Consider the following 18,419-nt stretch of genomic DNA (forward strand, 5'->3'; position numbering starts at 1 on the left):
GGGGGGGGGGGGGATTCCCCCTGATATGGGGGTGAACACCCAACCGGTTACAACTGAGGATATACACAATTTTTCTTTATGCTGCCGGAATTGGAGCCTGCCCGCTGGCACGGAAATTGGAATAAAAAGCCGTCCGAACGAGACGGGGCTTTTCGGAACAGACCGAATCCAATGGAGGCAATGAAAATGAAATACTTTCTTTCTATTCTTTCGATTGTCATCGTCGGTGGGCTGCTCTGCACCCCCGCGATGGCCAAGGACAATACAAGCAAGCTGCGAGCCGATCTGCAGGGATGCGGGGCCTGGAGCGGGCTTGACGTCGAGGGCTCGGCCAAGTTCGAAGCCAAGGGTGATCGCACTAAGTTCTCGGTAGAAGTTGTGGGCGACGCTACCGACATCGGTGCTGTAACTGCTGTCGGTGTGCTCGTAGACGGCAACGAAGTCGGTCCCCTGGGCCTGGTGTGTACCGGCTGTGACGCCCTCGGTGACTGCTGTGGCGACCTTAATTTCGATAGCAATATCGACAAGGACGACCCCGACACGAGCGTCGCCCCACCGGCGGCGGTCGGCGACGGTAACGTCAGCATATCGGTCACCCTGGACGGAGTCGACGTGCTCTGCGGCGTCATGCAAGACGACTGAGCTCCCTTGAGCACGGCCCTCGCCTTTACCGGCGGGGGCCGTTTTTTGACCCGCCGGCGCCCTGCTTCTCCTACGGCGTGGTCTGGGCCCGCCGTCAGGGCCGACGCAGTACCATCATGCGGATCTCGCTCATATCTTCCATGGCGTAGCGTACGCCTTCCCTGCCCAGGCCACTCTGCTTGACGCCCCCGTAGGGCATGTGGTCAACCCGCCAGGACGGCACGTCACCTATGACGACTCCCCCCACCTCGAGTTCGTCCCAGGCTTGCTGGGCACGATGAACATCGCGCGTGAACACTCCTGCCTGCAGGCCGAAGTCGCTGTCGTTAACCATGGCCAGGGCTTCGTCGAAATGATCAAAACTCGACAGCACCGCCACCGGCCCGAAGGCTTCACGGCAAACCAGTTCGCAGCCTTTGGGCACGCCTTCGAGCAAGCTGGGCTCGTGCAACGCACCGTCACGCCCTCCGCCACAGAGCAAGCGGCCACCAGCGGCCACCGCCCCCTCTATCCACGACTCGAGCCTTGCCGCTTCATCCTCGGATATCATCGGGCCCACGAAGGTCTCTTCCTGCGCCGGGTCACCCACCACGAGCTTACCCGTGGCCGCCACCAGTAACGCCAGCAGCTCGTCGTAGACCGAGGCCTGCACGATTATCCTCTGCACGCCGATGCAGCTCTGCCCCGACTGGTAGAAGGCGCCGAACACGATGCGCTCAGCAGCGTCGGCGAGATCGGCGGTTTCGTCGACCACCACCGCGGCGTTGCCGCCGAGTTCGAGAACCGTTTTCTTGCGACCCGCGCGGGCCTTCAAATCCCAGCCGACTGCTGGAGAGCCAGTAAAGCTGAGCAGGGCAAGCCGGTCGTCGGTGGTCAACAGCTCGGCCGCGTCTCGCCTGCACGGCAATATCGAGAAGGCGCCAGCGGGCAGATCAGTCTCCGCCAGTATCTCGCCTATGGTCAACGCACCCAGGGGCGTAAGGCTGGCCGGTTTGAGCACAAACGGACAGCCGGCGGCGATGGCCGGCGCCACCTTGTGCGCCACGAGATTGAGCGGAAAGTTAAACGGCGTGATGAAGGAGCACGGGCCGATCGGCACGCGCTTCCAGCTGCCGGTGTAGCCGGTGGCGCGCGGGCTGATGTCCAGCGGCATCACCTCTCCACCCATGCGCAGAGCCTCGCCGGCCGCGTAACGAAAAGTGTCGATCAAGCGGCCGACCTCGCCCCTGGCATCGCGTATGGGTTTGCCAGCCTCAGCGCAGAGGCCCAGGGCCAGCTCTTCGGCGCGTTGCTCAAAACGCGCCACGCAGTGCAACAGCACTTGCTCGCGTCTCCACGCTGGCATGGCTGCCATTCCGGCGGCAGCCGCACAGGCGGACTCTATCGCGCTGTCGATAGTATCCTGGTCGGCCAGGGCCACGCGGGCCAGCGGCTCTCCGCTGAACTTGTCAAAAACCTCGAGGTCGGCGTTGGGGGTCTCGGGGCTACCCGCGAGATAGAAAGGCAGTGAGTCTACGACCACGACGCAGCAAAACTAGCGCGCGCCCCCGCTCGAGTACAGCCCGGCCCTGTCAATTGCGGCTCAGGCGCATTCGCGCAGTGAGGCCCTGCGCTTGTCGACCACTGGCAGGATGAAGCTGAAACGCGCGCCTTCGTTCGGCTCGCTCTCCACCCAGATGCTGCCGCCGTGGCTGTCCACGACTTCACGACAAATCGACAATCCCAGCCCAGTGCCCGAAGGCCGCGTGGTCATCACGTCGCCTCCCTGTTCAAAGCGCTGGAATATCCGGTCCTTGTCTTCCACTGACACGCCCACCCCGTTGTCCTCGACAACAAAGCGAACGTAGTTGAAGTTATGCCTGGCTACCGTCAAGCCCACGCGGCCACCCGAGGGGGTAAACTTGATCGCGTTCTCGAGCAGGTTCATCAACACCTGGACGATCCGATCAGGGTCCGCGTGTACCGGGTCAACGTCGGCGTCTACCTTCAGCGAGAAATCAATGCCCTTACGACGCCCCAGCGTCGTGGCAACGGAGCTCACCCGCTCCACGATATCCGCCGGCTGCACGCCCACGATACGGTACAACTCGTGGCCCGTCTCTATGGTGGACAGGTCGAGTACGTCGTTGATGAGCCTGTTCAGGCGTTCACCCTCGTCGACGATGATGCCGGAGAACTTCTCCACGCTCGCGTCATTGTTCTTTCCGTCCACGCTCTTGCGACGGGCCAGGCTACGCGCGGCGAATATTATCGCCGACAACGGGGTACGCATCTCGTGGGACACGGTGCTCACGAAATCAGACTTCATCCGGTCAAGCTCGCGCTCTCTAGACATGTCCCTTACAACAGCCACGAAACACCCGCCGCCCTCTTCCTCGGGCAGGCGGCTGACAGCGAGCCCCACGGTAAGCTGCTCGCCGTCACCCCGTCGGGCAGTGACCTCAACGTGGGTTCCCTGCAAACTCTGCACTAGCTCGCCCAGGTCACCGTCGTCGGCCAGCTCCATCAGCTCGCTGATCGCGACTCCCTGCAGTTCTGTAGCGGACAATGCAAAAATCTGTTCCGCCGCCACGTTGACTGATTCAATCCTGCCATCGCGATCGAGCGCAATTATTCCGTCGGCAGCATGGGTGACTATGGCCCGTATACGTTCCTCACCCTGGCGCAGGGCGCGCTCGGCGGTACGCCGCTGGAGTATTTCCCTTTTCAGATCGCGGTTGGCCGTGGCCAGGGCCGCGGTCCTCTCTTTGACTTCCAGCTCGATCCTGGCCGCGCGTCCGACGGCGAGAAACAGGTACGCCACCAGGAGCACGGTAAACTGCGTGCCGGTGACCAACAGGCCCTCGGCCTGGTGGGTGCGCTGGGTTGCCAGGTAGCCCTCGGTCGGTACAGCGGCCAACTGCCAGCTGCGCCCACCGTGCTCGAGCATCCGCGACCAGCCAACACCCGCAAAAACCTGAAGGGATCGGCCGAGCTCGGGCGAGCCCTGCTCAAGCAGCGAGCTACGACCACCGCTGGGCAGCAATTCGCTTATGCTCACCGCCATTATTTCGTCCATGTTGAGAAGCGACGACTCGACAATGTCGGCTACCGAGAACAAACCTACCGCGTATGCCGCGGGTCGGCCCTGGCCTTCTCCATGGGCCTGGTACACGGGTGCAAACACGAAGAACACCGGCTCCTGTCCACTGTCGGTGGCCAGGTCAAAGATGGCCGAAGCCATTGCCTCGCCGCGCACGCCCGCCTCTTCCATCACCGCTGCCACACCGGGCAGCGAAGACAGGTCCACGCCCAACAGGTCGGGCACGCCCTGGGCGCTCTCAGAAAGTCGCAGCGCGAATCGCTGGCTTACGGGTTCGGTGGATACCACCTGCTCGCCGCGCGCGGAGAACAGATCGCCTCCCCGGGCGACTTTGCCCGGACCGGGGACCGCCCAGCCCAGGGCACCCAGGCCCTGCTGTCCCGAGGTAAACGGCCGAGCCATCGCCCGGAACTCTTGATCGTTCATTCCCTTGCCAGCACCGTACAGGCCAACAAAGCTCTTGAGGATAACCGATCCCACTTCCAGCCGCTCGTCTACGGCCATGGCAAAGTTGCTCGCCCGGTGAGAAAAATCAGCCTGCACCCGGCGCTGCTCCCAGCCCCTTACCATCACGTAAAGCACGCAGGAAGCCAGCAGGCCGAATATCAGCACGGACAGCAGTGCCGTGGTGTGTGAGCGGGCAAGGACAGGCCCCACTGCTTCGCCATCCATCCTGCCAACTACTAATTTTCGAAATTTTTCCAGTCTCATTTTTTCCTCGCCCGGCAACAGTCCTGTCGCCTTACTGCCTCCGCGAGAATGCAATAGCCGTTCCAATCCCTGCCCTTTGTTCAGCCCCCTGTTTCAGCGGCACAACGCGGTTAGAATCTCAGCCGCCGCGACCGCCCCGTCAAAAAAATACTGTTGCGTCACATTTTTGTCCGGTGACGAAGCCCAGCGTGACCGCCAGCAGGACCTTCAAGCCCAGCCCGCGTGGAGGGCAAGCGCGTGTACGTAAAACTCCCTCGTATCGGCAAAATTATAACGGCAAGCTGTTGCCACCTGTCACAGGAAATCAGCAGTAAGGCCCGAAAACAGGCGCTTTATCGGCAACCCCGACGGCTGGCCCACTGCTTGCTACTTCGTGGGCGACCGGGGGATATAGACCTGCTGCGCCGAACGACAGCCTGTTTTCTGTGCTTAGTGCTTTGTACGCCAGTAGTGGCGCGTGCGAGCGACGCTGAGCTGTTCTTTTTCAGCCCCGACTGGGCGCCCGGCAACCTGAGCACTCTCGCCGAAGCCGCTGACCGCGCGCTATCTGAATCGGGACTGGGCCTGAGTTTCCAGGCCTTCGCCCGCTATGAAGACCTCGTGGGCCAGCTTTCCACCGCCCGGCCCGCGCTAGTGCTCGTGCCCGGCTGGGTAGCCGCCGAGCACGGGGGGAACCTGCAATTGCACGCGCTGCTTCGCCCGACCCGCGATGGGCGCGACACCTACCACAAGATCCTTATGACCACCAAGGGGGTGTCCTCGCTCGCGGGACTCGCCAACGCGACGGTAGCCGCGGCAACGCACCCGGGCTCCATCGACTACCCCGGCAGTGCTTCGGGAATACGCTCGCTGGTTGGCGACGGGGCAAGGGTACTCCCCGTGCCCAAGGATATCGACGCACTGCTTGCCCTGAGCTTCGGCCAGGTTGACGCGGCGCTGGTTACGCCGGCCCAGTTTGAAATTCTCGCACGCGTCAATCCGCGCGGCACCAACAACCTGGTGGAACTGGGTCGAACACCGGAAGTTCCCTTGCCGCGACTGTACGCTACGCGCTACATCGACGACGACGAGGCGAACCGACTGGCTGCCGGAATCGCCAAGCTCAGCTCCAGTATCAAGGGTAGGCAATTCATAAATCTTCTCGGCTTCGATGAAGTCGAGCTAATCGAAATCGCAAACAGAGAGGATCGTGTCATGGCGGACAAGACGAACCGAAAGGAGGTGGAGCGATGATTCGTTCCACCTGGAATGAGCGAGGCCAACGCCTCGCCCTGCTGGCTGCAACGACAGCCCTGCTCATGGGAGCATCGATGGCGTTGACCGTCGGTACGGCCGTGGCCGGGGTGATAATAGTGAAGAGCGATGATCTGCCACAGTACACGCCTCCCGCAACGGCCTTCCGCCAGGCCAGCAAGCGCGAGTCAGTAGAGGTCGTCCTGCGGAGCAGGTTAGACCAAGGCGACTCCGAATTACTCAAGCAGGCCGCAAACACCATGCGACCGTCGGCCATATTTGCCCTTGGCTCGCGCGCAGCCATCGCGGCTCGGGAGGCGTTTCCCGACACCCCGGTCGTGTTTGCCATGGCGATCGGTTGGAACCGCAACATAACCACCGATGGCGCCACCACGGGGATAAGTCTCGAGCTGCCCGCAGCCGACCTCTTTGTCAGGTTCAAGCTCATCATCCCGGGGCTGCGCCGTATAGGCCTCATCACGAGCGACTCCGACAGCCATACCGTGGACGAAGCGCGCGCGGCCGCATCCGAGCTCGGCTTGGAGATACTGCACGAGACCGTGGGCCACCGCGACGAGGTGGCTGGAGCCTACCGGCGTATGCGCAGCAGGATAGACGCGCTGTGGATGGTCCCCGATCCGGTCGTAGTCACGCGAGAGAACTTTGACTACCTGTCCTCGCGCTGCCGCAACGACGAGGTCGCTTTCCTCGCCTTTTCAGAGAACTTCGTGAAGGCGGGTGCCCTGCTCTCGGTGGCACCAAGCTACTCGACCATGGGTTCGCAGGCAGCCTTGCTCGTGGAACAGCTCATAACAGACCCGGGCAACGCGCCGCCCGTGCAGTCGCCCCTCGGGGCCAAACTCGTCGTCAACGCTGATACAGCGATGGCACTCGGACTCGATCTGGACGCGACAACCATCCACATGGCCGACCGCGTCATCACACCCACAAGGGAGGGTTTCTGATCATGCTCAACAGGATATTCACACCGCTGGCGCTGTGGCGCCTGGCTTTCCTCGTTCTTTCGTTCTTTGCGATCGTAAACTCGCCGGCAAGCGCTGCCCAGTCACCGCAAGCCAGTGTGGGTTTCGACGCAGCTTCGGAGCTGGATTTTTTCAAGGTCGAGTCCGACATCGTCACCTCGGTCTCACGGCACGCCGAGTCCTTGTGGGGAGCCGCGGCGGCGATCTACGTTGTCAGTTCCGAGGACATCGCCGATTCCGGCGCTACCAGCCTTGCCGAGGCCCTGCGCCTTGTGCCCGGACTCAACGTGGCCAACATTGATGCCAATTTTGCAGCCATCTCAGCGAGGGGGTTCAACGGGGTATTTGCCAACAAGCTTCTGGTGCTTCTCGATGGCCGCCCATTCTACACTCCTATTTTCGGGGGAACTGTGTGGCACGAGTGGAATACTTTCCTGCCCGATGTTGACCGCATAGAAGTAATACGCGGCCCAGGTGGCAGCCTGTACGGAGCCAACGCCGTCAACGGCGTCATCAACATAATTACCCGCGACTCCAACGACACGCGGGGCAACCTCGCCAGGGTGTCGTTAGGTACCAACTCTACCGCGACGACGGAAGCACGGCACGGGGGACGACACGAAAATCTTTCCTACCGCGTGTTCGGCAGCTGGTCCACCAGCAACGGCAACGGTGGTAACAACGGCAGAGATCTCGCCGATGAACACCAGGATACACGGGCCGGATACCGGCTCGACTGGGATCTCGGCCGCGGGCTGCAGCTAGTCGGCAGTGGCGAGTTCCATGACGGTTTTGTCGGCAACATTGCCCGAAACGACGACGGCTCGCCCGCCGGTCGTTACCCCCGCTACTCCAGCACCATGCTGTCGTCGGTGTTCAGGCTGGAAAAGGATTTCGCAGATGGTTCGGCTGCCTACTTCCAACTCGCCGGAGACACGGTTGACCGCAAGGTCCCCTTCATGGGCTGTTTCGAAACCGAAAAAGACACCCTTGAGATGGAGGTGCAACACAGTTTCAGACCGCATCCCGCTCACCGGGCAACCTGGGGAGCCAACGTCAGGTCCCATGACGTTCACACCGTCGACGGGCTGGTGGTTTTCTCCGTCAATGACCGCAGGCTCAACCTCGTGGGCGGATTCGTACAGGACGAGATAGACCTGGGGTCGCGTACGCGCCTGACCCTGGGCACCAAGATCGAAAACAACGGTTTCACCGGGACCAACTTTCAACCGTCTGCCCGTATCGTTCACCGCCTGGACGACGACCGCACCTTGTGGGCCGCCGCCTCGCGGGCGATCAATACCCCTTCCTACAGCGAGATGTACTCAACGATTCCACTGCTTCCCGTTCCCTCTGGCATTCCGGGGGTTAACATCTTCCCTATCCTGAGCACCGACGGGAATGCGGGTGATACCCGTATGGTTTCACTGGAAACGGGCTACCGTCACCGCTTCGGCGATCGCCTGGCGCTCGACCTTGCCGCTTTCTACAACGACTACCAGGGCCTGGCCGGTTGGACCGGTTCGAAGACTCTGCCCGTGGTTCCCGATCCCCTGGACCCGACGCGACTTATAGCCGTTACCCTACTGGACAACGATGAAAACGGCTTCGCTTACGGCGGCGAGGGAGTAGCCACAGTGCAGATTAATGAACGCTGGCGTAGCGAATTCAACGTCGGCTATCTTCACCTGCGCAGCACCGGAGATCTTCTCGGCTTACTTCCGCGCACCAACCTGTCGGTACCACGAATGCGATGGAATATGCGCCACGTCATCAACGTCAACCGGAAGTTGAGAGTAGTCCCCACTTTCAGCTGGAGTGACTCAGTGGTCAACGCCTCGCTGGTCAGCCCCGGGAGCCCGGTCCGGCTGGACCCGTACCTGAGAGTAGACCTGGCCGTTCACTACAAACCCGGCGGCAACTGGCCCGATCTCAGCCTTGTCGCTACCAACCTCGCCGATCGCAGCCACCTTGAATTCGTCGAGGATGCGGTCAGGCCAGCCACACCAATAACGCGAGCGTTCTACCTGCGTGCGAGCAGGGAGTTTTAAATTGAAAGATCTCGACCCAGCAAACCTGGCACCCCGTCCGTGGGCCCGACTCGGTCTTCATGGAAAAATGGTCCTGGCCGCGGCCTTTACTATCGTGGGCAGCGTGGCCGCGGTTTCGTCGGTGCTCACCCTGCAACAGGTCCACATACTCAACGACCAGGTTGAAAGTGCCACCGTGCAACTACGACAAGGCATGGTAGAGCGCGGCCAGCTGCTTGCTGCCAGCACCACGCGGAGCATGGAAAATGCCATCGCCGGTTTTGATTTCAATTTCGTAGCCGAAACCGTCCGTGGCCTGGCTACCGAAGACAACCAGTTGTCCTGGGCACTGGTGGCCCGCGAAGACGGTACAGTGGTGGTGAGCAGTGACCCCTACCTGGTCGACGACACGGCCCGGTCCAATAGCGGCGACCCTGCCACCGCGCAAGACCAGGCTTCCGATCTCGTAGTACTCTCCCACGGTATAAACGTAGGAGGAGAGCGTTGGGGCACCCTGCGACTGGCCTTCGACCCGGCCGACATAAACCAGCAAGCACTCGCGACCAAGCACCGCGGTCGCGTGCTGCTGGCCCGCACGATGACGTTGGGATTCATGTTTGCTTTCGCCATAGCCGGACTGGGATTGACTGCTTCGACGGCTCTCAGTCGCAGGCTGCTCAAGCCGGTGAGCAAGCTCGCGCGGGAAGCCTCGGCCATATCGAGGGGCGACCTCGAGCAGGAAATTCGCATGACCGACTCTCCAGACGAGATCGGTAAACTGGCACTACAGTTCGAGAATATGCGCCTTGCTCTCAAGGGACACATAAGCGAGCTCGTCGTTGCCCGACAGCAAGCAGACACCGCGTACCGCGAAGAAAAACGCCTGCGGGCCCAGGTAGAAGAACACTCCCACCTACTGGAAAGACGGGTACGCGAACGCACGGCGGAACTCGAGGCCACCAACGAAAGACTTACCGAGTACGACAGGCTGAAGACCGAGTTTCTCAGCAACGTATCACACGAGCTGCGCAGCCCGGTCGCGGCCATCTTGTCGGCCGCGCGAATCATCAACCGCTACGGCGACACGAAGCCCGAAAGCGCTGAACGCTTCAGCGGCGTCATCATGGAGGAGTCGAGCCGACTTTCCCGCCTGATCAACGACCTCCTGGACCTCGCCAAGATCGAATCGGGCCGCGTAGAGTGGCGCAGCCACCGCATCGCCGACCCGCTCGGTATCCTGTCGCACGTATACGCCACCTTCCGACCACTGTACGAAGAGCGCAACATCTCGCTTATAATAGACGCCACCGGCCCCCTGCCCGCCATCGATGGCGACCGTGACCGCCTTATACAGGTGCTCACCAACCTGTGCAGTAACTCCATGAAGTTCACACCGGCTGGCGGCTCAGTAGTCATGGGAGCGACGACAGAAACAGTAAACGGTGAGAGCACCTTGCTGCTGACCATCACCGACAGCGGACCCGGCATACCCGAGAGCCAGGTGGACCAGGTATTCGAACGGTTTCACCAGGTTCAAGCGACTACAGACGGCAACAAGCCCAGGGGCACGGGCCTGGGGCTGGCCATATGCCGCGAGGTGGTCGAGCACCACGGCGGCAGCATAAGGGTAGAGCTGCCCGAGGAGGGCGGCACCCGCATGGTCGTGGCCCTGCCGGCCATCGGCCAGTACCCCGCATCCGCCGAGCCGCCGGTGCTCCACTGAAGCCCGGCTACCCGGCCGGCGATGATGCAACGGCGATCGGTCGCGCGGCTGCTACTCGCAGCTCGAGGGATCACCTGGCGTGTAAACCTTTGAATGGTCGTTGGCGCAGAACAGGGTCGAGCTGACCTGCTGCAACACGCGTCCCGGACCCGGCAGACCGGCGGCCGCGTTTACCCCCGCCGACGAAACCGGGGCTATGCAGAACACCGACCCAACTAATGGTGCGCCGGGTATCGCTATGCCATCGGCCTGTACGCTGTCCAGGAAACACTCGCGGGTTTTGCTCAGCGTGCAGTTACCCGCGCTCAACAAGCCGAAGCCGCAGTCGCCGTCCGAAGAACAGGTGATGTAGCCATCCCCCGCTGCGCGTATGAAACCGTCGCAGTAGGTCTCGACCACGCCCGGGCACTCGGCCTCGTTGTTCTCGGTTGCCGTGCAGACCTTACCGAACGAGATGCAGGGGTTGGGGCCGTTCATCACTCCGGCTCCGACTACCGAACAAGTGCCCGCGCCAATCGCAGCGCACTCTTCGTTCGAGGAACAGGGCACAGAGGTGTCACCGTTGCACACCAGGCAATGACACTGGCTGGCGGTAAAGGGGAACGGGCAGGTGAGCCCTGCCTCGAGCACCTGGGTACCGGCGGTCAGGGTGAACGCGATCGGCAATCCCTGCCCCGATACGTTCTTACCGGTCGCCGGCAAGCAATCGAGGCTGTACTCGCCGCCAGACACGTCGGCGATGTTACTATCGCAACTCTCGCCTGACGGACAGTCAGTGTTTTTCTCGCAGGCGCTACCCGCAATACTGCAACTACGCCTCACGAAAGGAAAGGTGTGGTTTGTAGCCGTGGCGTCGCAGGATTGTCCCAGGTTGTTACCGAAGCTGCATACGCCATCACGCACGCCATCGGCATACACGGTATCACCGTCACATGTCGGGCAAGGGTTGAACTGGTCAAGCCCGAGGTAAACCTCTACCCGCAGGCTGGCATCGGTCTTCAACTCGCCGGTGTCCACGTTGGCCGTGCCCACGAGATCATCGGTAAAACGACTGAGCACGCAGACCGCGATTCCGCCCGAAGACAGGGGGAACGGCGGTGCGAGAAAGCACTGGCAGATGTTAGGGTCACCATTCGTGTCAACGCCGCAGTCCGCGTCTGGCTGGAAGGGGCTGTCGCAAATCTGCCTCCGGTCGTTCGCGCAGCGGCAGCTGCCCGTAACCGGGTCGACACCGGCAAGTTCGCACACACCGCAGCCGCCCGTATCGGCGAGAAGCATGTCAATGGGGCCCTCGCACAACACGTTACCCCGGGCCGTGGTGTTGTCGTTGACGTCGGAGTCATGGGCGATACCCGAGGCTCCACTGTCGAGCGTCGTGGGTGTCCGACAGCGCCCGAGTCCGCCGTCACAGAAACCGGCCGGGCAGTCTTCGTCAACCGTACAATCGCGGCCCACGCCCGCCCACACCTCCAACTTGCCGGCGTCAGGGCAAAGCGGGTGCTGACAACCGGTGGCTACGATAGCGCAGCCCTGGCAGCAATCCGTGTCGAGGTCGCATTCTTCCAGTCCCCCCCCCGGGCCGGTGGTACAACCGGGCTCGGTGCATGCCACACCGTCGCCGCAGCTGGCCTCCCGGCATTCGCCGTTACAGTTGTCCCTCGGGTTGGTGTTGCCGTCGTCGCAGTCTTCACCCGCAGAAACGTTGATGGTCGAGTCGCCGCACTCAGACGCTGTGCAGTCGTCGTCGCAGGCAGCTGATTCGCCGCCGTCGTCGCACTGTTCTCCGGTATCAGTGACCTGGTCACCGCAGCCGGGCAGCTCGCAGGAAAGTCGGCAGGCGTCGACCCGGGTATCGGAGTTGGCCGCACCGTCGTCACACTGTTCGCCGGTATCGACGACCAGGTCACCGCAACCCGCCAGCACGCAGTCTGTACGGCAGGCGTCGACTTGGACGTCGGAGTTGGCCGCGCCGTCATCGCACTGCTCACCCGCAGACGTATTGAGTGTCTCATCGCCGCACTTGACCACCGTGCAGTCGGCATCGCAGGCAGCCGTCTCTCCACCGTCATCGCAAGTTTCTCCTGCCTGCAACACTCCGTTGCCGCAGACCTCGACAATACAGCTCTCGTCGCAGCCGTCGCCCACGGATAAATTACCGTCGTCACACTGCTCGCTACCCGAGTTGTTGACCGAACCATCGCCACAGAACTCGATCACGCAGCTGCCAGAGCAACCGTCACCGCTACCGGTATTACCGTCGTCGCACTGCTCGCTACCCGAGTTGTTGACCGAGCCATCGCCGCAGAACTCGGACAGGCAAGCATCGCTGCAACCGTCGCCGTTGGCCACGTTACTATCGTCACATTCTTCTTCGAACTCCGTCACGCCATCGCCGCAGATCGCTTCAAAAACACACGAACCCGAGCAGCCGTCGCCATTGACGACGTTACCGTCATCGCAGACTTCGCCGGAATCGATCACCGCGTCGCCGCAGCCGGCCGGCTGACAGTTGCTCCGGCAAGCGTCGGGAAAGGTGTCCGAGTTGGCCGCACCGTTGTCGCAGGTCTCACCCCTACTCGAGTTTGTGGTGCCGTCACCGCACAGCGCCACCGTGCAATCGAAGTCACAGGCGATCGATTCGCCACCGTCGTCGCAGTCTTCCACTCCTGCCCAGAAAAAACCGTCCCCGCATCGCGCCGACAGGCAGGTATCGAGACAGTCGTCGTTGTTCGAGGCATTGCCGTCGTCGCACTGCTCGACCCCGGACTGCACCACCGAGTCTCCGCAGCGCGCCAGCACGCAAGAGTTGCGGCAGCTGTCGGTGTCGATCGAGTTGCTGTCATCGCACTCCTCGACACCAGCCTCTACCTCGCCGTCGCCACAGGAAGCCTCCACGCAGGTATCCAGGCAAGCGTCGGTGTTAACCAGGTTGCCGTCATCGCAGTCCTCGCCGTACTCGTGAATTCCGTTGCCGCAGATGGGGGCCTTGGGATAAGAAGCTTCGAGCAAGTCCTCTACCGCGTCACGATGAGTGTTGAACTGGCACGACTTGAGATCAAAAATATTGAACCGCCCACCGGTAGGGTCGTCGCAGGCAGCGGAGAAGCCCAGCGCATCGACGTCGGCCGACGCACACACTTCGGGCACACTGGCCAGCAACCTTATGTAGGCTTCTTCAATGTTGCGGTCGGTAGCCATGTCACCGGTGCCGTTGCCGTAAGGAGGAATACCCTCCATGCACTCCACCCCAGCGGGGATGACCCCCCTGTCCTGACGTGACTGGCAGCGTGTTCTCGCCTTCAGGGTCCGCGTCGCAAGGGATGAGCCCTTACGGCCCACCTTCTGAACACAATGTAGATCGGCTCCTTCCAGGACGGCACCGATCTGCGGAAACTGTACAGCCATGGTCGACTCGACGATGGCGTCGAGCTTGGCGTCGATGCAATTGCCCAGGTCGATGTTGGTCCAGGGCTTGTCGCCATCAAAGGGGCAGGTACCGGGAAAGTTGAGCGAAATAAGGTCTACGCCGAAGCACCGTCGCGATATGCGAGAGGCCAGCCGGGCCTTGGCCCTGCGCACTTGCAGGGCCGTGACGTCATCGCCTTCTCCGCTAATGCAGTCGGTCACCGGCGAGAGCGAGCCGGCTGCTATGCGCCCTACGCAGGCCTGCCTGGCCCGCGAAGCCCCGCTGTAGTAGCGCCCGGTGGAGCGGCCCAGGCCTTTCTGGCAGTGAAGCTCGTCCTTGCCCTGAGCCTGGGCGCTTGCCGGGGCCAGTGCCATCGAGGCCGAAACGGCCAGTGCGGCCAAGGTCATCGTCAAAACTCTATTGTTTATGGTCATACCCGTATATCCTTCCCCCTGCGCGCACTCCGACCAGTCCCGGGCTCGCACCGCGGGGGGCTACCCCAAGGTACTGCCTGCCGAGTATGCATTCCGTGCCATCTCGGTGTCAATGAAAAACCTCTCCTAAACGTCCTGCCCCCCCCATTCGGGGGTGCAAACGTAGACTCGGCGTAATATATCGACTAAACCGGGCTGCTGTTTCGTTGTTTTGCGCAGTTCTTAACCCCCACTGTTTCATGGAATACAGGAGTCAGGAATGGGTCCACTAAAAGGATTTAGAATAATTGAACTGGCCGGGCTCGCGCCGGTCCCTTACGCCGGGATGATCCTGGCCGATTTCGGTGCTGAGCTGATCAGGGTCGACCGTCCAGGTGCACCCGGCATGTTGCCAGACGCCACCGCGGACGCCTTAGCAAGGGGCAAGCAATCGGTTGCCATTAACCTGAAGGATCCCCGGGGTATCGAGCTGTTGCTCAAGCTCGCTGAAAGCGCCGACGCCCTCATAGAGCCGTTCAGGCCGGGAGTAATGGAAAAACTGGGCCTGGGCCCAGACGTCCTCGCCGAGCGCAATCCGCGCCTGGTCTACGCCAGGCTCACCGGCTACGGCCAGCAGGGCCCCTACGCTTCGATGGCCGGCCACGACATAAACTACGTCGCCATGTCGGGGGTGCTGCACCTGCTCGGCCGTGAAAACGACAAGCCCGAACCCCCCATCAACCTACTTGGCGACTTCGCCGGTGGCGGTATGCTGTGCGCCATGGGTGTAGTGATGGCCCTGCTCGAGCGAGAACGTTCCGGCAAAGGCCAGGTCATAGACTCGGCCATGGTAGACGGGGCGGCCAGCCTCGCGTCGTTCATATTCGGCTTCCAGGCCCAGGGCTACTGGAAAGCCGAACGTGGCACCAACCTGCTCGACGGCGCCGCACACTTCTACGGCACCTACGAAACCTCGGACAAGCGCTGGCTGTCGGTGGGAGCCATCGAGCCCCAGTTTTACGCAGCGCTGATCGAAGGCATGGGTCTCGCCGCTGATGACCTCCCTGCCCAGATGGACCAGTCAACCTGGCCCGCGATGAAGGAAAAGTTTGCCTCGGTGTTCGGCGATCGCAGCCGAGACGAATGGTGCGCGGTATTTGACGGTACCGACGCCTGCGTGGCGCCGATACTCGCCATCGACGAAGTTGCCTCCCACCCCCACAGCGTCGAACGAGAGAGTTTCGTTGCCGGGGTCTCGGGACCGCCGGTGCCCGCGCCCTCTCCGCGCCTGCTGCGAACACCGGGGCGGGCTGGTAGCAAGGCACCCGCCATTGGCCAGCACACGGCCGACATACTGACGGACCTCGGCCTGTCGGGAGACGAGCAGGAAGCGCTCAAGGCCGACGGCGTAGTGTGCTGACGCCTGCCTGCCGGGCGCCGTTCTAGAGCCAGAGGTCGGTAAGCTGCAGGTCCCGGAACGAGTCGACCACCAGGTCGGCGTCGGCGACTTTCTCGCGGCCCAGCGACGGGTCGGGCAAGGCCACTACCCTCATCCCAGCCGCGCGTGCGGCCTGCACGCCGGCCGGGGAGTCTTCGAATACCACGCAGTCGGCCGGCTCGGCGCCAAGCCGTGCGGCGGCCAACAGGAAGATATCGGGAGCGGGCTTGCCTTGCCCCACCTCCTTGTCATCGCCGGTAACTATAACGTCGAAATCTTTGAACCACGGCCCGTGTTGCAAAATTTTCATCTCGTACAAGCGGCGCGTGCTGCTCGTCGCCACCGCCTGCCGCAAGCCCTCGCCGGCGAGCAGCGCGCAGAAGTCGCGTGCGCCGTCGCATTCGGGTGAGGTCGGAAACAGGCTCTCAAGGGTGGCGGTGCGCAGGGAGAGGTATTCTTCGGGCGATACGGGTAGCTCGAGCGCCGCGACGAGGTAGCGGGCCGACTCGATGGCCGGGCGCCCTATCATGTTGGCCTTAAGCGACCAATCAAAGGTCTTGCCCCACTTCTGCACCACCTCGCTGCTCGCCCGGGTGTAGAAGGGTTCGGTGTCCAACAGAACGCCGTCGAGATCAAAAATCGCGCAGCTGGGACGGCCTCCCATCAGCGGCTCCACGTTGCCTCCCCTGGACCGACCGCGAGCCGGAGCGCGCTCACAGCAGCTCCAGTACCCTGTCCGAGGGTCGAGCTATAACAGCCCTCTTCCCAGACACTACCACCGGGCGTTGCATGACAGCGGGCTCGTCCAGCAGCAGGTCCACGACTGCGGGCAGGCCCGCGTCCGGAGCCAACGACAAGTCACCGTCCTTGAACCTGCGGTCGGAAGTCCTGACCATCTGCACGGGGTCACCCCCGACCAGCTCTACGAGTCCGGACAGCGTCTCACGATCGAGGGGCGCTTTGAGATACTCTACGACGTCGAACTCGACGCCTCGCTCCTGGAGTACATCCAGCACTCCACGCGATTTTCCTCAAGAAGGGTTGTGATAAACGGTAACCTTGGCCATTTTTTCCTCCGCCGTGGGAGCTTAGCAATCGCAGGCGGACAGACAAGCACCGACCGCCGATTGCCATGAAGGATTCCGCGCAGAAGATCTCGCCTCAGGAAAAAATAATCGCCAGGCCGCTGAAGAGCAGGAATCCCGCCAACACTGTCACCACGTGACCGGCTGCTATCAACAGGCGCAGCGGCTCCTGCCCCGCAATCGACCGCGCCAGGCCAAGGCCGAACAACGAGGCCTCGGTGACAGCCAGCACGAGGGCAGCCGCGAACAAGGGGGTCGCCCACAGCACAATGCAGGAAACGAGGCAGAGCAGAAGTCCAGAAATCTGGTTCACAGCGCAGGGGGCTAGTTACTCTTGCATTTCACGGCACGGGCCGTGACCTTGCACACCACGGTGGGAGTTGTCAGACACTCGCCACTCACCACGTCGGCACCGAAAAGCAGGCTTGCCGTGAGTAGGGTCTGTCCGGCAGCGGCATTGAGATCTATACCGCCGGATTTGCCACCGGCCTTGATCTTGACCCGGGCTACCCCCCTCTTGGTGATTATCGAAACCGAGGCCTTGGTTATGCCGCCGTAGGCTCCGGTCTTATCCTTGAACTTAAACCTGACGTCGTTCTTGTTCTCAAAGGCAGAGGAGGGAATAGACGCGATCCATATCTCCGAACCGCTGTTGCCTCCCAGCCGACTGGTCAGGCCGGTGTCGCTGGGGAGAACGGTAAAGTCGGCCAACGGGAGATCGGCCTTGATCATCAGCTTGTCGGTGTCCACGCCGGGCTTCAGGCTTACCTTGACCCGGCTGCGGCCGGTGAGAGTCGGCGACAGTGCCTCGCAGCTACCAGACGAGCACTGGCCCGAGGGAGTGCAGAAATCAGGAGACGTACTGCAGGAGACCCCGTCGGCTTCCGGGGAATTGTCACAACCGGTAAGTACGCTGCAGGAATCCACCGTGCAATCGTTGCCGTCGTCGCACAAGTTGGCGTCGGGCACGTTGGCGCAGGTATCGGCAACACAGCTGTCCGCGGTGCAGGCTATTCCGTCGTCGCAACCGATCACGTTTACACACACGTGGGCCTGCGCATCGCAGGAATCCACCGTGCAACCAACACCGTCGTCACACAGTGACACCGCGGGATAGCCCGGCGTAGCGGCTATACAGCCCTCGTCTATGCAGGTCGCGCTGCAACCATCACCGTCGACCAGGTTGCCATCATCACAGAGCTCACCCGGGTCAGTTACACCGTTGCCACAATCTCCACAGGGCGAAAGGCTCGGCACCAGTTCTGTAACGATGGCCGGCGAATGACTGCCGGCGAGCGACGGTGGTACGGCCGCGAGTCGGTACCTCGCCCTGTTTTCGCCGCTCGGATCAGCGTTCATCGAACTGCCCGCCAGCGTGCTCACCGATCCATGCCCGGTGAGGATGTTTTTCCCCAGGTTGCCCTGGTTTTCGATGACGGCCGTCGAGAGCAGTTGGACCTCGCAGCCCTCGAGACTGATAGCCCCGAATATGCCTGATAGAGAAGCACCCGAGGTCAGGAGGCTGCCGCTCACCAGCAGGTTGCTTCCCGCCACCGCGCTCACGGAGCCAGCCACGCCGCCATTTGAAGCCGAAGCGTCCACGTCGCCGTCAAGGACCAGCAGGCCAGAGGCTGATATATAAAGGTCCCCGCCCGCTGCCGATCCGCCAGTTA

At 62.1% G+C, this 18,419-nt stretch carries 13 protein-coding genes; 6 read left to right on the forward strand and 7 right to left on the reverse strand.

What is annotated here, in order from left to right; all coding sequences use genetic code 11:
• Positions 1-180 precede the first annotated feature (180 nt).
• Positions 181-642, forward strand: a complete 462-nt coding sequence (locus tag EYQ35_02265; GenBank protein ID HIF62967.1) for a hypothetical protein — start codon at positions 181-183, stop codon at positions 640-642.
• 94 nt (positions 643-736) lie between these two features.
• Here the strand turns inward: EYQ35_02265 and EYQ35_02270 are convergent, their stop codons facing one another.
• On the reverse strand, positions 737-2,164 hold the full coding sequence (locus EYQ35_02270) for an aldehyde dehydrogenase family protein (GenBank protein HIF62968.1): 1,428 nt from the start codon (positions 2,162-2,164) through the stop codon (positions 737-739).
• Between the two features lie 60 nt (positions 2,165-2,224).
• Entirely contained in the window at positions 2,225-4,435 is a 2,211-nt protein-coding gene (locus EYQ35_02275) for a PAS domain S-box protein (protein ID HIF62969.1), read from the reverse strand.
• 432 nt (positions 4,436-4,867) lie between these two features.
• Between EYQ35_02275 and EYQ35_02280 the strand changes: the two genes are divergently transcribed.
• From EYQ35_02280 to EYQ35_02295, 4 genes are read left to right on the forward strand one after another with little or no spacing between them, the layout of a single operon-like run.
• On the forward strand, positions 4,868-5,668 hold the full coding sequence (locus EYQ35_02280) for a hypothetical protein (GenBank protein HIF62970.1): 801 nt from the start codon (positions 4,868-4,870) through the stop codon (positions 5,666-5,668).
• Complete coding sequence (locus EYQ35_02285) at positions 5,665-6,633, forward strand: hypothetical protein (protein HIF62971.1); 969 nt, start codon at positions 5,665-5,667, stop codon at positions 6,631-6,633. The genes EYQ35_02280 and EYQ35_02285 overlap by 4 nt, the downstream gene beginning before the upstream one ends.
• 2 nt (positions 6,634-6,635) lie before the next feature.
• Positions 6,636-8,702: a TonB-dependent receptor gene (locus tag EYQ35_02290; protein ID HIF62972.1), complete on the forward strand. Its 2,067-nt coding sequence runs from the start codon at positions 6,636-6,638 to the stop codon at positions 8,700-8,702.
• 1 nt (position 8,703) lies between these two features.
• Positions 8,704-10,404: a HAMP domain-containing histidine kinase gene (locus EYQ35_02295; protein ID HIF62973.1), complete on the forward strand. Its 1,701-nt coding sequence runs from the start codon at positions 8,704-8,706 to the stop codon at positions 10,402-10,404.
• Positions 10,405-10,455: 51 nt separating this feature from the next.
• Here EYQ35_02295 and EYQ35_02300 read toward each other — a convergent pair whose 3' ends face one another.
• On the reverse strand, positions 10,456-14,244 hold the full coding sequence (locus EYQ35_02300) for a DUF4215 domain-containing protein (protein ID HIF62974.1): 3,789 nt from the start codon (positions 14,242-14,244) through the stop codon (positions 10,456-10,458).
• A 259-nt stretch (positions 14,245-14,503) separates the two neighbouring features.
• On the opposite strand from EYQ35_02300, the gene EYQ35_02305 reads away from it, so the two are divergent.
• Positions 14,504-15,643, forward strand: a complete 1,140-nt coding sequence (locus EYQ35_02305) for a CoA transferase (protein HIF62975.1) — start codon at positions 14,504-14,506, stop codon at positions 15,641-15,643.
• 22 nt (positions 15,644-15,665) lie between these two features.
• On the opposite strand, the gene EYQ35_02310 is transcribed toward EYQ35_02305, so the two are convergent.
• The 4 genes from EYQ35_02310 to EYQ35_02325 all read right to left on the reverse strand — a co-directional run bounded on the left by EYQ35_02310 (position 15,666) and on the right by EYQ35_02325 (position 18,105).
• Positions 15,666-16,325 carry an HAD family hydrolase gene (locus tag EYQ35_02310; protein HIF62976.1) on the reverse strand — a complete coding sequence of 220 codons (660 nt, stop codon included), beginning with the start codon at positions 16,323-16,325 and terminating at the stop codon, positions 15,666-15,668.
• 49 nt (positions 16,326-16,374) lie between these two features.
• Positions 16,375-16,677: an arsenate reductase (glutaredoxin) gene (locus tag EYQ35_02315; protein HIF62977.1), complete on the reverse strand. Its 303-nt coding sequence runs from the start codon at positions 16,675-16,677 to the stop codon at positions 16,375-16,377.
• 145 nt (positions 16,678-16,822) lie between these two features.
• Positions 16,823-17,059, reverse strand: a complete 237-nt coding sequence (locus EYQ35_02320) for a hypothetical protein (GenBank protein ID HIF62978.1) — start codon at positions 17,057-17,059, stop codon at positions 16,823-16,825.
• Between the two features lie 11 nt (positions 17,060-17,070).
• A complete protein-coding gene (locus EYQ35_02325; GenBank protein ID HIF62979.1) occupies positions 17,071-18,105 on the reverse strand; it encodes a hypothetical protein in 1,035 nt (344 codons plus the stop codon).
• Positions 18,106-18,419 lie beyond the last annotated feature (314 nt).

It is taken from the genome of Candidatus Binatota bacterium (assembly GCA_012960245.1).
Taxonomy (GTDB): Bacteria; Desulfobacterota; Binatia; order UBA1149; family UBA1149; genus UBA1149.

What these genes read in the sequence shown, in the direction of transcription:
- EYQ35_02285 (HIF62971.1), top strand. Translation starts at nt 5,665, where the DNA reads ATGATTCGTTCCACCTGGAATGAGCGAGGCCAACGCCTCGCCCTGCTG.
- EYQ35_02305 (HIF62975.1), top strand. Translation starts at nt 14,504, where the DNA reads ATGGGTCCACTAAAAGGATTTAGAATAATTGAACTGGCCGGGCTCGCG.
- EYQ35_02310 (HIF62976.1), bottom strand. Translation starts at nt 16,325, where the DNA reads ATGGGAGGCCGTCCCAGCTGCGCGATTTTTGATCTCGACGGCGTTCTG.
- EYQ35_02290 (HIF62972.1), top strand. Translation starts at nt 6,636, where the DNA reads ATGCTCAACAGGATATTCACACCGCTGGCGCTGTGGCGCCTGGCTTTC.
- EYQ35_02275 (HIF62969.1), bottom strand. Translation starts at nt 4,435, where the DNA reads ATGAGACTGGAAAAATTTCGAAAATTAGTAGTTGGCAGGATGGATGGC.
- EYQ35_02325 (HIF62979.1), bottom strand. Translation starts at nt 18,105, where the DNA reads ATGAACGCTGATCCGAGCGGCGAAAACAGGGCGAGGTACCGACTCGCG.
- EYQ35_02300 (HIF62974.1), bottom strand. Translation starts at nt 14,244, where the DNA reads ATGACCATAAACAATAGAGTTTTGACGATGACCTTGGCCGCACTGGCC.
- EYQ35_02265 (HIF62967.1), top strand. Translation starts at nt 181, where the DNA reads ATGAAAATGAAATACTTTCTTTCTATTCTTTCGATTGTCATCGTCGGT.